Source organism: Oceanobacillus sp. FSL H7-0719 (assembly GCF_045040795.1).
Lineage (GTDB): Bacteria > Bacillota > Bacilli > Bacillales > Amphibacillaceae > Oceanobacillus.
In genome coordinates this window covers 124965-142372 of record NZ_CP150301.1, presented here as the reverse complement: position 1 = coordinate 142372, position 17408 = coordinate 124965, and the positions used below count along the sequence as shown (strand labels likewise).

The 17408-nt window shown below is 39.0% G+C and carries 13 protein-coding genes; 7 read left to right on the top strand and 6 right to left on the bottom strand.

Annotation, left to right across the window (positions count from 1 at the left end):
* The 3 genes from NST93_RS00675 to NST93_RS00665 all read left to right on the top strand — a co-directional run bounded on the left by NST93_RS00675 (position 1) and on the right by NST93_RS00665 (position 2859).
* Positions 1 to 663, top strand: a complete 663-nt coding sequence (locus tag NST93_RS00675; protein ID WP_405100222.1) for a methionine ABC transporter permease — start codon at positions 1 to 3, stop codon at positions 661 to 663.
* Positions 664 to 693: 30 nt separating this feature from the next.
* A complete protein-coding gene (locus tag NST93_RS00670; RefSeq protein WP_405100220.1) occupies positions 694 to 1572 on the top strand; it encodes a MetQ/NlpA family ABC transporter substrate-binding protein in 879 nt (292 codons plus the stop codon).
* Positions 1573 to 1656: 84 nt separating this feature from the next.
* Positions 1657 to 2859, top strand: coding sequence for a M20 family metallopeptidase (locus NST93_RS00665; RefSeq protein ID WP_405100218.1), 1203 nt, complete (start codon positions 1657 to 1659; stop codon positions 2857 to 2859).
* A gap of 50 nt (positions 2860 to 2909) precedes the next feature.
* Here NST93_RS00665 and NST93_RS00660 read toward each other — a convergent pair whose 3' ends face one another.
* Both NST93_RS00660 and NST93_RS00655 read right to left on the bottom strand, forming a co-directional pair.
* The gene (locus tag NST93_RS00660; RefSeq protein WP_405100216.1) at positions 2910 to 4694 is read right to left on the bottom strand and encodes a YhgE/Pip domain-containing protein; all 1785 of its coding nucleotides are present in this window, start codon (positions 4692 to 4694) and stop codon (positions 2910 to 2912) included.
* 2 nt (positions 4695 to 4696) lie between these two features.
* Positions 4697 to 6697, bottom strand: a complete 2001-nt coding sequence (locus NST93_RS00655) for an RND family transporter (protein WP_405100214.1) — start codon at positions 6695 to 6697, stop codon at positions 4697 to 4699.
* Between the two features lie 496 nt (positions 6698 to 7193).
* On the opposite strand from NST93_RS00655, the gene NST93_RS00650 reads away from it, so the two are divergent.
* Both NST93_RS00650 and NST93_RS00645 read left to right on the top strand, forming a co-directional pair.
* The gene (locus tag NST93_RS00650) at positions 7194 to 7769 is read left to right on the top strand and encodes a TetR/AcrR family transcriptional regulator (protein ID WP_405100212.1); all 576 of its coding nucleotides are present in this window, start codon (positions 7194 to 7196) and stop codon (positions 7767 to 7769) included.
* 580 nt (positions 7770 to 8349) lie between these two features.
* The gene (locus NST93_RS00645) at positions 8350 to 9204 is read left to right on the top strand and encodes a malate synthase (protein WP_405100210.1); all 855 of its coding nucleotides are present in this window, start codon (positions 8350 to 8352) and stop codon (positions 9202 to 9204) included.
* Positions 9205 to 9249: 45 nt separating this feature from the next.
* On the opposite strand, the gene NST93_RS00640 is transcribed toward NST93_RS00645, so the two are convergent.
* The 3 genes from NST93_RS00640 to NST93_RS00630 form a co-directional block, all read right to left on the bottom strand.
* Positions 9250 to 10866, bottom strand: a complete 1617-nt coding sequence (locus NST93_RS00640; RefSeq protein ID WP_405100208.1) for an MFS transporter — start codon at positions 10864 to 10866, stop codon at positions 9250 to 9252.
* 160 nt (positions 10867 to 11026) lie between these two features.
* Positions 11027 to 12430: a purine-cytosine permease family protein gene (locus NST93_RS00635; RefSeq protein WP_405100206.1), complete on the bottom strand. Its 1404-nt coding sequence runs from the start codon at positions 12428 to 12430 to the stop codon at positions 11027 to 11029.
* Positions 12431 to 12814: 384 nt separating this feature from the next.
* A complete protein-coding gene (locus NST93_RS00630; protein WP_405100204.1) occupies positions 12815 to 14230 on the bottom strand; it encodes a VWA domain-containing protein in 1416 nt (471 codons plus the stop codon).
* Between the two features lie 295 nt (positions 14231 to 14525).
* Between NST93_RS00630 and NST93_RS00625 the strand changes: the two genes are divergently transcribed.
* Together NST93_RS00625 and NST93_RS00620 are read left to right on the top strand one after the other, a co-directional pair.
* The gene (locus NST93_RS00625) at positions 14526 to 16046 is read left to right on the top strand and encodes an aldehyde dehydrogenase family protein (RefSeq protein WP_405100202.1); all 1521 of its coding nucleotides are present in this window, start codon (positions 14526 to 14528) and stop codon (positions 16044 to 16046) included.
* 75 nt (positions 16047 to 16121) lie between these two features.
* Complete coding sequence (locus NST93_RS00620; RefSeq protein ID WP_405100200.1) at positions 16122 to 16478, top strand: DUF779 domain-containing protein; 357 nt, start codon at positions 16122 to 16124, stop codon at positions 16476 to 16478.
* A gap of 152 nt (positions 16479 to 16630) precedes the next feature.
* On the opposite strand, the gene srtB is transcribed toward NST93_RS00620, so the two are convergent.
* The gene (gene srtB, locus NST93_RS00615) at positions 16631 to 17395 is read right to left on the bottom strand and encodes a class B sortase (RefSeq protein WP_405100198.1); all 765 of its coding nucleotides are present in this window, start codon (positions 17393 to 17395) and stop codon (positions 16631 to 16633) included.
* Between the last annotated feature and the right edge of the window lie 13 nt (positions 17396 to 17408).

Genomic DNA, 17408 nt, shown 5'->3' with positions numbered 1-17408 from the left:
ATGAATGTGGATTGGTCAACATTTTGGCCTCGAATCGTTGAGGCTACTGGTGAAACACTATTCATGGTTGCAACAACGCTTGTCTTTGGTTCGATTCTTGGAATCATGCTTGGTCTTCTGCTTTATGTAACTAGAGAAAACAATATATTGGAAAATAAATTCGTTTTTCAAGTTCTGAATTTTTTAATTAATTTAATCCGTCCCGTTCCATTTATTATTTTCCTTGTGGCAATTTCACCGGTAACCCGTTCTGTTGTTGGGACAACAATTGGCACAACCGCAGCTATTTTCCCAATGACAATCGTTGCCTGCTTCTCAATTGCGAGAATCGTAGAAAATAATCTCGTCAGTATTGATCAGGGTGTAATCGAAGCAGCACAAGCAATGGGAGCAAGTCCCTCGAGAATTATTTTTACTGTATTAATCCCTGAAGCACTTGGACCTCTCGTCCTCGGTTTAACCTTTATGTCAATCAGCTTGATTGACTTTTCAGCAGTTGCCGGAACAGTTGGCGGTGGCGGACTGGGGCATATTGCAATGACATATGGCTACCAGCGTTTTGATACAAGTGTCATGGTCGTAACAGTCGTCATCCTGATTCTCATGGTACAGCTGGCACAATGGCTTGGTAATACAATTTCGAAAAAAATCATGCGTCGATAATAATCGCATGCCAAAAAAGGAGAAGACAAAATGAAAAAAACTTTTATTCTATTAAGCTCACTTATTTTATTATTTCTGGCTGCATGTGGGAGCGCCAGTGGTGAAGGAACAGAAGGCAAAGATGGAGAAACAGTCAAGGTGAAAATTGGTGTTAATGGCTCAGATGGTGCACAATGGCCAATTCTTAAAGAAAAAGCTGCAAAAGAAGGCATTGAAATCGAGCTAATCGAATTTGCTGACTATACATTACCAAATAATGCACTTGCCCAAGGGGATGTAGACATCAATGCATTTCAGCATTTCACGTTTTTGGCGCAATATGTAAAGGAAAGCGGCAATGACCTTTACCCAATTGGTTCAACAATGTTTGCCCCTTTAGGTGTCTATTCAGAGAAAATCAGTGATCCTTCTGAGATCAAAAAAGGTGATAAAATTGCCATTCCAGATGACCCATCAAACCAAGCAAGAGCACTGCGACTTTTAGAAAGTGCTGAATTGATTACATTAACGGATGATTTCGGCATGTTTGACGATCCAAGCAAGATAGCTGAAAACCCTTTAGACCTTGAAATTATCCCAATGACGGCGCAGCAAACACCTCGCGTACTGCCTGATGTTGCCGCATCCGTTATCAATAATGGTGTTGCTGGTCAAGCAGGATTTAATCCAGCGGAGGACCCCATTTTCCGAGAATCTGCAGATGATGAAAGTATTTATCCATATGTAAACCTGCTTGCTGTCAAAGCTGAAGATAAAGACAAGGAAGTATATAAAAGAATTGCAGAGCTTTATCAAGAAGCAGACATAGAAAAAGCCGTTTTAGAAGATACAAATGGCGGATCCATTCTCGTTAAATTAACAGACGAGGAAATTGAAAAAGTATTTAATAACTTAAAAAGCAGCGAATAATTTCAGTACTAGAACGGGTGCATACAGTCGTTCTAAGAAACAAGATTTTCTAAGATATTAATCATAAAATAGGAGGAATAAAAAATGTCGATAACTAAAAGTGTAAAAGAGGTACTGTTTCAATCGATTGAGGCCAACAAGGAGCTTTATATTAAAACAAGCCATGCTATTCATGAAAACCCTGAAATTGGGAACGAAGAGTTTTTTGCCAGTAAATTGCATATTGAAAACCTGACAAATGCAGGTTTTGAAGTGACAACAGCTGTGGCAGGACACGAAACCTCTTTCTATGCAGTAAAAGACAGCGGGAAACCAGGACCTGCAATTGCCTTCCTTGCAGAGTATGATGCTCTTCCAGGACTTGGTCATGCTTGTGGACATAATATTATAGGGACTTCAAGTGCAGCTGCAGGGATTGCTTTAGCACAAGTAATTGAAGATACTGGCGGCAAGGTCCTCGTCCTCGGCACCCCGGCCGAGGAAGGCGGACCAAATGGCAGCGCAAAGGGCAGCTTCGCAAAACACGGCCTGCTTCAAGATGTTGATGCAGCTTTAATGCTTCATCCCGGCGGAAGAACAGGACTTACACCACAGTCTTTAGCAGTTGACCCGCTAGATTTTAAGTTTTACGGAAAAGCTGCACATGCCTCTGGCTCCCCTCACCTAGGAGTGAACGCACTTGATGCTGTCATCCAATTATTTAATGGTATTAACGCCCTTCGTCAGCAGTTACCTGATGATGTGCGAATCCACGGTATTATCACACACGGCGGGGATGCACCAAATATTATTCCAGATTACGCCTCTGCACGTTTTTATATTCGTGCAGAATCTTGGAAAAAGACAAAAGAAACTTCAGAAAAAGTACGTGCAATCGCGGAAGGTGCAGCTCTTGCAACTGGTGCAACTGTAAAAGTTGAAAGATTCCAAAATGAAGTAAAAGATTTTGTTGTGACACCTATATTTGATGAAGTGCTGGCAGAGGAACTTACTGAAGCAGGTGAAAATGTTGTAAGGGAAGAACGTAAAGGCAAAGGCTCGACAGATGCTGGAAACATCAGTTATGAAATGCCTACTGTACATGGTCATATTAAAATTGGTCCAGATGATTTAATTGGCCATACACATGAATTCCGTGAAGCCGCTAAATCTGAACTCGGGGACAAGGCGCTCATCAGCGGAGCAAAAGCACTTGCTGCAACTGGCTATCGCATCTTGACAGATAAAGGATTATTAGATGAAATCAAGAAAGATCATAAACGCTCACTAGATGCTAAAAACACATGAATAAAAGCGGGACACCCGGGGAAAGACCCTGAGTGTCCCGCCTATTCATTCTAAGTGAATAAATCCAAGAACTTTTGCCAAAAACTCTTTTCTTCCTTTACTTCTTCCTCTTCTGCTTCGGGTTCATCATACTCAATGCTTTCCGTCTTCAGTACAAATTGTACAGAATTCACATTTTCATTTTGCTCAGAAACAAATGATACTGCTTCAAAGTCAGATTTATCAAATTCAGAGATCATTTTATCGATTTCCTCTGTCATTTGCGCTGGCATTTCACTTGTTGCTTCATTTAACTCTGATGTCCCTTCATGCAATGCATGAACGCCATTTTCCAGTTCAGCAGTCCCATCACTTAAGCCTTCAATCCCATTATCCAATTCCTGATAACCGCTTGCCAGCTCACTGACTCCATTTGTATATTCTACAAGTCCAGTGTGAAAGGCAGTATAATTATTCGCTAAAGCAGCAACACCTTCCTCCAGTGCTCCCAACCCTTCTGAATGGTCTATTTCACCTAGTGAACCGGACACTTCATTAACCATCGTATCCACATTTTCACTCATTGTCGTTAATGAATTAGTCACTGTTTTGAGTGTGCTGTCCACTGCGGCAAAGGCTTCTTTAATCTGATCATATGTCCCTTTTGCAGTTAATGCTGCCGTGTAGACGTCAACAAGCTTATTGATTGTTTCCTGATCTGCTCCACTGCGGTACAACGCTTCAATTTCTTCTTGTGTCACTTGATGGCCAGGAATGGCTCTCATCGCTTCATCAAGTGCCTTATACGCTTGTGCATAACTTTTATGCAGCTCTGCAAGCCCATTATTCGTTTCTTTCAAGCCACCTGACAGCTGTACCAAACCGTCAATTAATAATTCCAATTCACTTAAATCAATATCTTCTATTGCAGATAAAGAATCACGCATTGTCTGCAGTGCATCATTAATTTCTTTTGATCCTGAAACCAGGTCACCTGACCCGCCATTTAATGCAGTAATTCCTTTTTGGTATTCACTTGAACCATTTCTAAGCTCTGCCGTTCCGGTATTCAATTGTGCCGCACCATCTTTTAAACCAGCTACACCATTGTTAATTTCAGCAATTGCATCCGACAAAGTTACAATATCACCTGTTAACTCGTCTGTATCTGGTGCATCTACACTAATCGTTGAAGGAACTGCAGTAATATCAATCCCACTTAATTCAAAATCAACCACATCTGCTTCAGCTGCCAGTTCCCCGTCCTGCTCAGGCATTACTGTAAATGTTACTTGTTTATTTTTTCCTGCATTAGCGAGCATCCCTTCTTCTGATTTAATATTTCGCGCTTTCTCAGAATCTAGTGCAAAGGATATTTGCAGGAGATAGTTTTCATAGAATATAGAATCCACAGTTTCATTTTCGGCAGTATCAATTTTTATTTCGAAGTGCCCATCTTTTCCAGCCAGATCTTCTGGTGAAATCTCATCACCATCCAGAAAATATTTTATATCAAATTCCCAGGGAAGGAGGCTTTCTTCCATATTTCCCTGATAATAAAATTTCCCTTCCGATGCAGTCATTTCTATTTTTTCATCTGACTGTTCTATTTCTGATAGATCAGTTAGGTTCTTTAGACTTGTATAGTTGCCGTAGTCAATAACCCTGCCAGCTTCTGTAACATCAAGCGTATTTACGATATAGAGCTCCTGACTCTTCCCATTTGGATGGAGTGTTGCATAAACAACCTCATCCTTTGAAGCAAGTTCCCCTTCTGTCTCCGCTGCAGCAGCTGCAGTTAGAAATGATGGGAGAACGAGCATAAGACAGGCAGTAATCATTAAGATTTTCTTCATTATCATTTCTCCTTATAATAATTTGGTTTCCACGTTGTTTTTTCTAATACTTTATCAAAAATTACGAGCAATGCCGGAAGAAGTACGATTACTAGAATAAATGCAAGCAATGCTCCCCTTCCAAGCAATAGTCCAATAGAAGATACAATTGGGTTTGTCGAAGTTAACCATAAAATAAATCCAACACTCGATAATATCGAAGCCGAAATAACAATCGAGAAAAATTTATCATCAAGTGATTTTTTAATTGCTTGGAGTGCTGGCATTTTCTTTCGATTATGTGTATAATCTTCCGTCAGCAAAATACCATAATCAATTGTGGCAGCGAGCTGTACCGTGCTGACAATTAAATAACCGACAAAAACTAAGGAAGAATCAGTAAAGTAAGGAATCGACAGGTTAATCCATACAGAAGCCTGAATCGTTACTAAGAGTACAATTGGGAAGGTAATTGATTTTAATGAGACTAGTAAAGCAATTGCTATTGTAATAATCGTTATTGTATTTACTAGTTTATTATCTTCCTGTACTACATTTTTCATATCATACAAAGTAACACCTTCACCTAAAATATAGAAATCATCTGCATAGTAGGAGCTAACTGCTTCCTCGACATCTTCAATTAAGCCAAATGCCTCCTCTCCCTCTACATCTGTTGTTGTATTTAAAATAATCCGGCTGTAATTTTCCGAATAGAATTGATTCGTAATCGACTCATCTAAATATTCAGGCGGGATTGCCGCGCCAACTGTATTCACATATGCCATGATACTCTTTACATCATTATTTGCCGAAAGTTCATGGACAAGCTGTTCTTCCTTGCCAATATCTCCTTTAGGGACAAGCAGAACCATTTGTGTATTTTCACCAAATTCATCTTCAATTTTAACGATATCACTTCCTGCTCTTGTGCTCTCCGGCTGCTCCCCTATTCCATAAATAAAGTTTGTTTGCCCCTGTGCAAGGAATGCAGGAACAATGAGCAGCAAGACCAGGATTGTTACTGGTATTCTCAACTTCATAATGCTATTGCCAATCCGATTGAACTTCGGTATAAATGGACGATGTTTCGTCTTATCCATCCATTTATAGAATACAAGAGTTAATGCCGGCAAGAAGACCATCACACTAATAAAGCTTAGTACAATCCCTTTTACCAGGTTGAATCCAAGGTCGGAACCAATTTCAAAGTTCATAAAGCTTAATGCGATAAAACCAAAAAATGTTGTTGATGCACTCACAATGATTGCTGGAAATGAACGCTTCATCGCAAGCCGCATTGCTTCTTTTGGATCTGCAACCTTCTCACGGTAATCAGAGAAACTGTGCAGCAGGAATATCGCATAGTCCAGCGAAACTGCTAATTGGAGAATCGGTGCTACCGACTGGGTAACAAATGATATTTCTCCAATAAAAATATTCGTTCCCAGGTTTATTAAAACTGAAACACCAATCGCAGTTAGGAAAAAGACTGGCTCAATCCAAGACGTTGTTGATAAAACTAAAATAATAATAATAATTGGGACAAGCAGTGCCGCCGCATACATTGTTTCCGTAAATGCCATTTTTTGCTGTGTTGCAGTATCAAGTGCGGCACCTGCCATTGCGTTGTCTTCACCTATGACTTCGTACACTGCGTCTGTTACAGGCACCTCTTCGCCATCCGCAACCGTAAAGGAGAACAATGCATTATTATTTTGATAATAGGTTTCTACTGTATCTGAATCTGCCATTTCTATTGGTGTCTTCATGTCAATTACATCATCCAGCCACATAACATCTGATATACCCTCAATGGCCGCCAGTTCTTCTTTATACCGAAGTGCTTCCTGGACAGAAACATCATAAATCATGACATTCGTGTTTGGTATCGACCCAGAAAATTCATCCTCCATTACTTCAAGCGCTTCAGTAGATGGTGCGTTTTCAGGTAAATAATCGACCATATTATAGTTAACAGAAACAAAAGATTGTGCGACAACACTAATCACAGCTATCGCCATAAATATGAATACAATTGACTTTCTCTTTTCGATGATCTTTGCTGCAATATTTATCTTCTTTCATCCTTTCCACATCATCAACTTAAATGCTATAAAAACAACTGCTTAACTGATATTTAGACATCTATGCACTGAATGTCTTCTTGGACGTTTCTTCTATTTATCCGCCTTTCGAAAATGATGTTTACTAACATTTTTTTAATAGAATGCATGCTTTCGTATACAGATAGCTCACAAGCCACCTAAGAAAGGTGAAGTGTGATCAGGCTTGCAGGCATAGTTAGAGCCGTAAGACAGCTAAGTTATAAGTATTTTAATTGATTTTGATATTAATCGTCTGCTAACAGTTTAAGAAAACTGGACTTCTTTTTAACATCACTATATCATTATATAAAACACTGTGTTGGTTTTTCAACAGACAGTTTAACGATTCAAGTACAATAGCCAACGTATTCTTTAAATATGTTGGTTAATATATTAAAAAGGAGGAATTTCAATGAGTTCTAAAAAAATGGATCGCAGAAAAAAATATACCCGGATGGTTTTAAAAGATAGCCTGCTCCAACTATTAAAGGAAAAACAATTCTCAGCGATTACAGTAAAAGAAATATGTGAGACAGCAGACATTAACCGTTCTACTTTCTATGCTCATTATACGGATCAATATGAATTACTTGAGAAAATTGAAGAAGAAATGATTGATGATTTGAATCTTTATTTGCGTTCGTATAATTTCAAGGAAAAAAATGAAGTTTTGCAAATGACAGAGAAAATCATTGAATATTTTTCTGAAAAGAAAGATGAGGTGCAGATTCTCCTAAACACAAGCTCACATTCATCCTTTCAGTTAAAAGTAATGGAAGTTGCTCACCGGTACATTTCAAAACAATGGAAAGAATTTGAGCATATGGATGAGGATCTTGCAAAATATCTTAGTGTTTTCATTGTTAGCGGCAGTGTCCAAGTAATAAAACTGTGGTTGAATGATGATGATGGATTAGAAAAGTCACCAAAAGAGATGGCATTATTTATCAATAATTTAATTGATAAAGGGGTGTATGGGAGTGTCTAATGAAAGTCCCCTGCAATAAACAAGGGACTTTATTTGAGTTTCAGTTAATTTCTGCATGACGTATTTATAAAAATCTCACCTAAGAAAAGATGAAATCATTTTTTATCCACAAAGTATGTTACGACCATTACTAACAGGGATTTCTCCATTAATGAATCCTCCAGTATTGGAAGTCGAAATAGCAGTTCTTTCTACCGGAAAAAATCTTGCCTCATTTATTTTATCAAATTACTAAATAACTGCAGTTTCTCCATGAAACAATTTTCCGTAAAAGCATTGTATATGCTATACATAACAAGGAAACCAATCATTATACAATGGCTATACACCCTTGTCAATGATTTATTTGTGCTTTTTCATAAAATATGTTATAATAAAATTATAATAATCTTAAGATAATATTTGATTTCCGGCGCATCTTCTTTGCTGACAGAATTTGGGTGCGGTTTTTTTATCGTTGATTATCACGGAGTATTTCGATCTTTTTTACAAGTCACGCAGCTATCACTATTTTACTGCCAAGTAATCAAGTAATCGAACGGAAATGAAGTACATTGTAACTAACAAAGGGAGTGGAATAATGGATCTGATTGACAAGCAAGTAATGCACAAAAGCTTTGGTAAAGGAAATATTATCGAGCAGGATGATAAGTTCATCACGATTAGTTTCAAAACTGAAAGCAAGAAGTTTATTTATCCCGATGCCTTTGGAAAACACCTAACTTTAGAAGACAGAGACGCTGCACAATCACTGAAAAAAGTAATTACTAAAATTGAAGTGGAACAAGAAAAGCAGGAAAAACAACGCGAAGAAGAAAAAGCGCAAAAACTTCTTGAGCAGCAGCGGGTTGAGGAACATAAAAAGCTGATGAAAAATCATAAGCTGCATCCTGTCTCCCAACTGGTTTTCTGGTTGGATGAAGAAGAAAGTGACAATGTCTTTGATGAATGGCAAGTATTTACTGGTGAAATTAAAAGCGGAGATAATAAAGGACAACCTAATAAACCAGTGCGTTTGCACCAAAATAGTGCTGTTCTCATCACAGAAAGAAGTACGGATCAGGATGAAAAAGAAAGAAAAATTCTCGGCATTTATATGGTACATGAGACTTTTATTGGCAAACTCTGCGATGACGGCATTGTTCCTGCGCATAGTGAATTCAAAATTAAGCTTTCAGATGAAGAGGCAGAAAAAATGCTGTTCTGGAACTATTATATAAACGAAAAATACCCACACCGCATGACTTGGAATACAGGTAAATACCGTTATTATGATAATATCTGGACAGCACAAATCTTGAAGGATATCATCGCCCTTAAAACAGATGCAGAAGAAAAGCAATTTGCTGAAGAATTTTTGAACCACTTCTGCAAGATGAACTTGATTGAAATAGATGAGATTCCAGAACGAGCTGGAGCATTAACTATAAATTAAATTTTATTAAAACCCCTGTTTCTTTTTAGATGCAGGGGTTTTTGTTTATATTTTATTTGCGATATATTTCCTTTTAACCGTCTTTAAAACAAATCCTAGTACAATTACAATAACTGCAAGGATAACAGTTGAGTAAAACAGACCGCCATAGCCATCCTGCGCGGCGATTGTCGTAATTTGATTCACACTGGCCTCCAGCACTTCCCTCAGTCCAGGATCTTCAATATTTTGAAGCAATGCGTGGTAATCCATTTCTTCCGGATTCGCATGATGGCTCATTGCAGCTGCAGTCTGCTGCAATTCTTTCATTGCTTCTGGACTAAGATTTGCTTTCTCCGCATTTTCCCGCAATATATTGCCAAAATCTGTTTGAAACAGCTCTGGTATCTGATTAAATCCCCTTGTAATAAACCCAGCATAAAGTGTCGGCGCAATTGTCATACCGATTTGTCTCGCTAATGATAATCCAGCAATTGCTGTACCTTTATTTTTTTCCGTGCGCTCTGTTGCAAGAATATTCAGCGGGGCACCAAGCAGAATCCCCATCCCTACCCCAGCAATACTTGATGCAATTACAAATTGCCATTTAAATGCAATCCATTCTGGAAATAATACGAAGCCAAGTGCGGTGATAAACCCGGATAGGAAGACCGCAAGAATTGGTCCTTTTTTATCTACAAGCACTCCGCCAAGTGCTGCTCCAATACCTGCTGCAACTGCGAGAGGAGTCATCCAATAACCAGAGTATTCTGCGGCGACTCCTAACACTTGCTCGGTAAATGCAGGGATGAATATCATTCCTGCAAGCAAAGCACCCGACAAGGCACCAATGAGCAATGTTAATAAGTATGCTGGCTGTGATAATAAACGAATTGGCAAAATCGGATCACCGCCACGTTTATCCAGCCTCTGATTGTAAATAATCAGGATTATAAACAGCATAGCTCCTGCCAATATAAATCCATAAACATCAAGTGATGCAATACTGGCAAGGAAGGAGCTGCCTTCAATATTTGTCAGCCCATACATAACCCCGAGCACTGCCGCTGACAGAAGTATTGTTCCCATCAAGTCAAGCTTTCCAACCACCGGCTCTTTCGTTTCTTCAATTTTTAAATAGCCTAAAATTACTATTACAATTGCAATCGGCACATTGATTAAAAATAAATAATGCCAGTTCCCAGTTAAGTCAAGAATGATACTGCCAATATTAGGGCCAAGTACAGCACCGATACCATTCATTCCACCGAGAATCCCAAGGGCTTTTCCCTGCTTCTCAACAGAAAATGTACTTAAAACATGAGAGCTTCCAATAATGAAAATTCCGCCTCCGCCCATCGCCTGAATGAAACGTGCAGCTAAATAGACTCCAAAATTGGGGCTTAGAGCGACAAGTAAAGAACCAAATCCAAATAGTGCCACTTCTGCGATAAATAATTTTTTACGACCATATCGATCAGATATTTTTCCAACAATCGGAATGCTGATTGCGAGTCCTAATGTATAAATCGTAACGCCCCACGCTCCCCAGTTTGCTGATACATCAAAGGAACGATTAATTGTCGTTAAGGCAGCACTAATAATTCCATTATCCAATGCCGCCATAAATACGCCTATACAGAATAATGTAATCGCCCAAGTCGCACTAGATTTATTAGCCATTCTTCCATCTCCTCAGAAATACTCCTAACATTATATTAATATACGCTACATGTGGTCCAGGAACAAATAGGGCTTGCCCTCTCTCACAACATAAAAGCACCTCGCCCTATTTTGGACGAGGTGCTGAGATAGACAGGAACACTCCCTGTCTATTCTATCTTTATGCAATATAGTCTTCCCTATCGACATATTGATTTTCTTGTTTAACATAATATTTTCCTTTTGTTGCGATAGCCATTACAACGGTAAGGATTGCTGCAAGAATCGCTGCAAGGAATGCTGCAGTGCTTTGCAGGAACTCTCCCAAGAAACCAAGTGCCGCAATTGTTCCCAGTCCACTTGCAACAAGTAATGAAACAACACCTACTGGATTCCATTTATACAAATTGCGCTGGTCTGCTTCATAATAGCCTGGACCAATTTTCAGAATGCGTTTTACTACGACAGCATCTGTTACGAGTATGGCAGCCCAAGTCAATAAGAAGACACCCTGAAATGTCATTACAGTATCTAAATGATTTACAATACCGCCAAGCATAAGGACCATGGCACTTACACCAGTAATTACAACCCAGAAACGACGTCCTGGCTTAAATTTGAAAATGTTTTCAAAGAAATTCGCTAGTGATAAAGAGCCACTGTAAATATTCGTAATATTAATTCGTACCTGAGTAAGCATCGTAAATAATGCACCCCATATACCAAGCAGTAATACGATGTATACCCCTGGGTTCGGTTCCCCTAAACGAACACCAAACCAGATTCCTAAACCGCCCATGACACCGAAACAGAATATCTGTGGTATAAAGCCAATTGCAAAAATACCAACTTTCATATCTTTCGGTTTAAGGAATCGTGCATAGTCTGAAGCAAGTAATGGTGTTAATCCCATTATGCCATGCTGCATCCCAATACACAGCAATAGTGCTGTTCCGCCAATTTGAACTCCTTCAGGCATATAAGACCAGAAGCTTCCTTCATATAAAGAAGGCGTACGTGCAGCAACAACAATTGCTGCTATTAAAAAGATAAAGAATAGTGGCAAGGACCACTTTTGAAGTTTGTCTAATTGTTTAATTCCAAACCAGTTGAGTGGAATAACAATCGTTCCGAAGAATAAAATTAATGCCCATTGTGGGATAGCCGGGAAAAATTCGTGGACAGCAGCGACTAAAATCATGCCTTCCAATGCACAGTACATAATAAAATTCGTTGCATAAATCAATGAAGTCAGCGATGCACCAATATAACCAAATCCGCCGCCTCTGGATAATAAATTCACATTCATGCCTGACTTTGCAGATAAGTAAGCAATAAACGTTCCTAAAATACCAGCTACAACAATTGCATAAATGGCAGATATAATTGCATTAATTGCACCAAATTGGAGCGCCATTACACTCCCCATCTGAAAATAAAATATCGCTGTCGCAATACCAAAAGTGATATTGGTAATACTTAACCAGCCCATATTTCGCTTGTCACGAGGAACACTACCTAATGAATAATCATCACTTCCATTATCCTCCATTCGCTGATCTGTTACTGTTTCCACAGATCTCATAGATATCATCTCCAATTCTTTTTATTTCATTATAAATGCGTTCTGTTACACTTTGTGCTCTGCTTCACAAAATATAACAACTTGTCTAGTATAACATTAATTCGCCTGTAAAGCAAAAAACCTTTATAGACCACGATTGTTAACGCATGCACGTAGTAAGATATTGAAACCTATATTCTGCCATTGCCTCTCTCACGTACTTTTACAACAGTCCAGTTAAGTTGCTTAGAAAAGTTTAAAAAGAGATAATAAATGAAATAGTTAACTAAGTAGATTTGGCTATTTTCTAATTGTAATTTTCAGCACAGCCTATTGGCACTCGGTTGGTTTTTTATAAAAAAAGATGGACACTGGTGTCTGAACCTGTGTCCATCTTTATAATTGCTACCATACATCACCGCGTTCTTCTTTTTTCTTTTCCATGTCTTCCTTCCATTCATCTACTTGTTGCTTTATTTCATCCGCAATCGAATCAATCTCATCTATTTTTTCAGCTCTCATCTCGCTTAATTCGTCCATTCGCGCCGTATAATTTCCTGAGATTATACCATTTAATTCATTAATTGCCTCACTTGATATCATCTCGTTTTCCCGAAGTATAGAAATCGCTTCGCCATATCGCTCATCTTCTATTTGAATTAAGGCTTTTATCTTGTCACGTTCTTCATCATAAAGATTATATTCATCCAAGATTTCCCACGGCCCTGGGGCTTTTGTAAACGCCCACGCCAAGTCACCGCTCGAAGGCAACCATTCATATTGAATAGTTTCTGTAAACTCTTCTGCATTATCAGCTGCAAAATACTCTCCATTCCCCGCTTCCGAAACTGCTTTTAATTGTTCCTCAGCATCTTTATCCACATTAAAACCAATGATGTTCACTTGCCTGAACTCATTTTTTGTTACAAAGGAGTCAGCTGATTCCACAGGGTCTCCATCACATGTCTCTACACCATCACTTACAATATAGAGTGTAATTTCTCCTTCTAAATCTTTACTCATTTCAGCTGCTTTATCAATTGCACCAGCTAAAGGTGTCCATCCTTTACTTTGAAACTCATTGAGAGCTGCTCCGAATTCCTTTGCGTTATATGTATCTAGTGGATAAACTTCCTCGATTCCTTCACAGGAAAGTGTTTTATCAGACTGAGATTCTGAACCTTTATGTCCATAAACGACTAAAGACACATCATTTTCCTGGCCAATAACTTCTGCAAATTGCTGGACAGCCTCCTTGGCGATATCCATTTTTACCTTTCCATCAACTGAAAGCAGCATACTCGAGCTGGCATCTAATAATAGAATCGCCTTCCCTCTGCCCTCTGCATGCTTTCCTTCCGTATTCTTACTTTTTTCTGCACTAGGCAAATCCGGATCAGCAAAGTCCGGCTGGAAATCCTCTGCTGTTTCTATTGTCTCGGCATAATTCGGAGTCCCCAGCAGATGAGTAATTGCCTGCACTAACTCCTTTGGATTTTGCGTCTGCTCTGTTGTCTTTTGCAGATAATCGGTTATCTCCTGTTCATTTTGAGAAATAAATTCCTCGACATCCATTTCCAGCTCTTGCTCTGTAGAAAACTTCTCCATCAGAATTCCGCCAGCCTGTTTTTTCATACCACTTCTAGATGGATCAACTTCTGACAGTTCTGATAGAGTTAATGATCCCTCTCCCTCCTGTTCTTGAGCAACTTCTTCTCCTGCGGCGGATGCTTCTTTGTCTTTCTCTTTTTGAGCATCTTCCCCGCTGCATGCATATAAACTAAATAATAGAAAAATTAATACTGCGACATACTTTTTCAAGTCCAACCTCACTCCTCAAGTTAGCAATCTATCTATTATTCTAGATTGGTACTTTTTTCAAGAAGGGTCAATACCCCTTAATTACTAATTTTCTATAAGGCAGATGATTCTTTAGTAGGGTTCGTATAGGAAGTGCGGAGTTTAATTAAAGTATGGAGCTTGTCCAGCTCACTCTGAGAAAGTTGAGTTATTAGTAATTTAAGTAATGAATTGCACACTGATTGAATAGATTGGAAGTAAGGACAACCTTCATGCTAATTCACCATTGTAAATATAATCAAAGGAGAGGAATTTGATGAGGTATAAAAATCCAAATACAGACGGCGCAGTGATTACATTTAAAGAACGGTATGATAATTTTATTGGCGGGGAATATCTTTCACCAGTCAAAGGGATGTACTTTGAAAACGTCAGTCCTGTCACTGGAAAAGCTTTCTGTGAGATTGCCCGCTCTACAAAAGAAGATGTTCAATTAGCAGTTGATGCAGCAAATCAAGCAAAAGAAGCATGGGGCAAAACTTCTGTTGCCGAGCGTGCAAATATCCTCAACGAAATTGCAAATCGCATTGAAAAAAACATGGAAATGCTCGCAGTTGCGGAATCGTGGGACAATGGGAAAGCTGTCCGGGAACCTTTGGCTGCAGATCTGCCGTTAGCAGTGGATCATTTCCGATATTTTGCGGGTGCCATTCGAGCTCAAGAAGGTGGTATCAGCCAAATTGATCAAGACACGGTTGCCTATCATTTTCATGAACCTTTAGGTGTAGTTGGACAAATAATCCCTTGGAATTTCCCACTATTAATGGCTACATGGAAACTCGCTCCAGCACTTGCTGCTGGGAATTGTGTTGTTTTGAAACCAGCAGAACAAACACCAGCATCCATTCATGTTTTACTCGAATTAATTCATGACCTGCTTCCTCCAGGGGTATTGAATGTTGTAAATGGATTTGGTGTAGAGGCGGGCAAACCGCTTGCAACCAATCCAGGCATTGACAAAGTCGCTTTCACGGGTGAGACGACAACTGGCCGTCTAATTATGCAATATGCATCCGAGAATATTATCCCTGTAACTTTAGAGCTTGGCGGAAAATCTCCAAATATCTTTTTTGAGGATGTAATGGAAAAAGACGACGGCTTCCTGGACAAAGCAGTTGAAGGCTTGACGATGTTTGCTTTAAACCAAGGAGAGGTTTGTACATGCCCTTCCCGCGCATTAATCCATGAATCGATTTACGATGAGTTTATGGAGCGTGCAATTGAACGTGTGAAACAAATTAAACTTGGTCATCCCCTTGACACAACAACGATGATGGGAGCTCAAGCATCAACAGAACAATTGGAAAAAATAACTTCCTACCTTGATATCGGGAAACAAGAAGGAGCAGAATTACTGCTTGGCGGAAATGTGAATAAATTAGGTAATGAACTCGAAGGCGGCTATTATGTAGAGCCGACCATTTTCAAAGGCCATAATAAAATGCGGATTTTCCAGGAAGAAATCTTTGGTCCTGTCCTCTCTGTAACAACCTTTAAGGACAAAGAAGAAGCGTTGGAAATTGCAAATGACACACTTTATGGATTGGGTGCCGGAGTTTGGACACGAAACATCAATACAGCTTATCGCTTTGGTCGTGAAATTCAGGCTGGCAGAGTCTGGACGAACACATATCATCAATATCCTGCCCATGCGGCATTTGGCGGCTATAAGAAATCAGGAATCGGAAGAGAAAATCACCAAATGATGTTATCTCACTACCAGCAAACGAAAAACCTGCTTATCAGCTATAGTGAAGGTCCTGCTGGCTTGTTTTAAATAAAATGAAAGGAGCTAATTCAATGGATAAAATTAGCTCCTTTTTGCATACACTCATTTCAAGGAGGTAATGCAATGGTTTTAACTGTAACTGCAACAGAAGCTGCCCTGAAATTAATCGAGAAGCTGAAAAACATCCATGGTCCATTAATGTTTCATCAATCTGGCGGCTGCTGTGATGGAAGTTCACCTATGTGTTATCCGCGAGATGAATTCCTTACAGGTGAATCAGATGTATTATTAGGTGAAATTGCCGATACCCCTTTCTATATGCATAAGGATCAATACGAATACTGGAAGCATACCCAGCTCATTATCGATGTCGTTGATGGCAGAGGTGGAATGTTTTCACTTGAAGGACCAGAAGGCAAACGTTTCTTAACGAGATCACGTGTTTTTACAGAAGAGGAAAGGAAAAAGTTAACACTTTAAGGATATTCGGAATTCAGTGCAGGATTCGTGCTTCTATTTATTTTATTCGAATGGTTTGGTCGCTAATAGGGCAAATTAGCGGCCTGCTATACTAATTAAATTCATTTACAGTTAAACGCAACTCTATAAAAAAAGGGACACGGATTTACCCGTTAGCCCTTTTTCACTAATTTTGCCTGTACAACAAATCTTCCCTTATGACTATCAAGCTCATAGTCACAAGTTGATAGTGTTAGAATTCGGTCATCCGTACCGACTTCAACATCAGTAGCATACATCGACTCTTCTTTTATATCAATAAGCAGCTGTTCATATGCTTGTTCATTTTCAAAATCCGTTTGGATATAATTAAAATCTGTAGTTGTGTTATATACTGCAAAAACTTCTGCCTCATAACTTTCATATAAAGTGTCAAAGGTGAAGGTTTGATGGTTTTCAAAGAATTCTCTATCCTCATATTTCGTTAATCCCTCAAACATTGATCCATCTTTTGTGCGGTGTCCATATACAATCGTATTTAAATCATCCTGTGTGGTGATATCATTTCTAAAATCCATAAAAATACTGCCCAGAATATTATAATCTTTATAGAAATCAGCTCTTAAATAGTCGTTATTATTGTCTGCCTTTAAGATAGGGTAATCAATTGGTGTATCATCTATCGTTAGCCAGCCAACAAGCTCCTCATTTTCTTGGAGTAAAATATCGAAACCAGAACGGACAGTAAGTGAGCCATCGTCATTTATTTCCTCTAAACCGCCGGCTTCATAAAATGTGTCCTGAAGATTATTTACCAGTTTCTTATTCTTCGAGTAATCCATATACGTTGTAATAAGTCCATGAGCTGCATATACAAAGACAGCTAAACATACAACGGTTAATATTCCAGACAGAATTTTTTTCGTTTTCTTACTCATACCCTGCTCACCC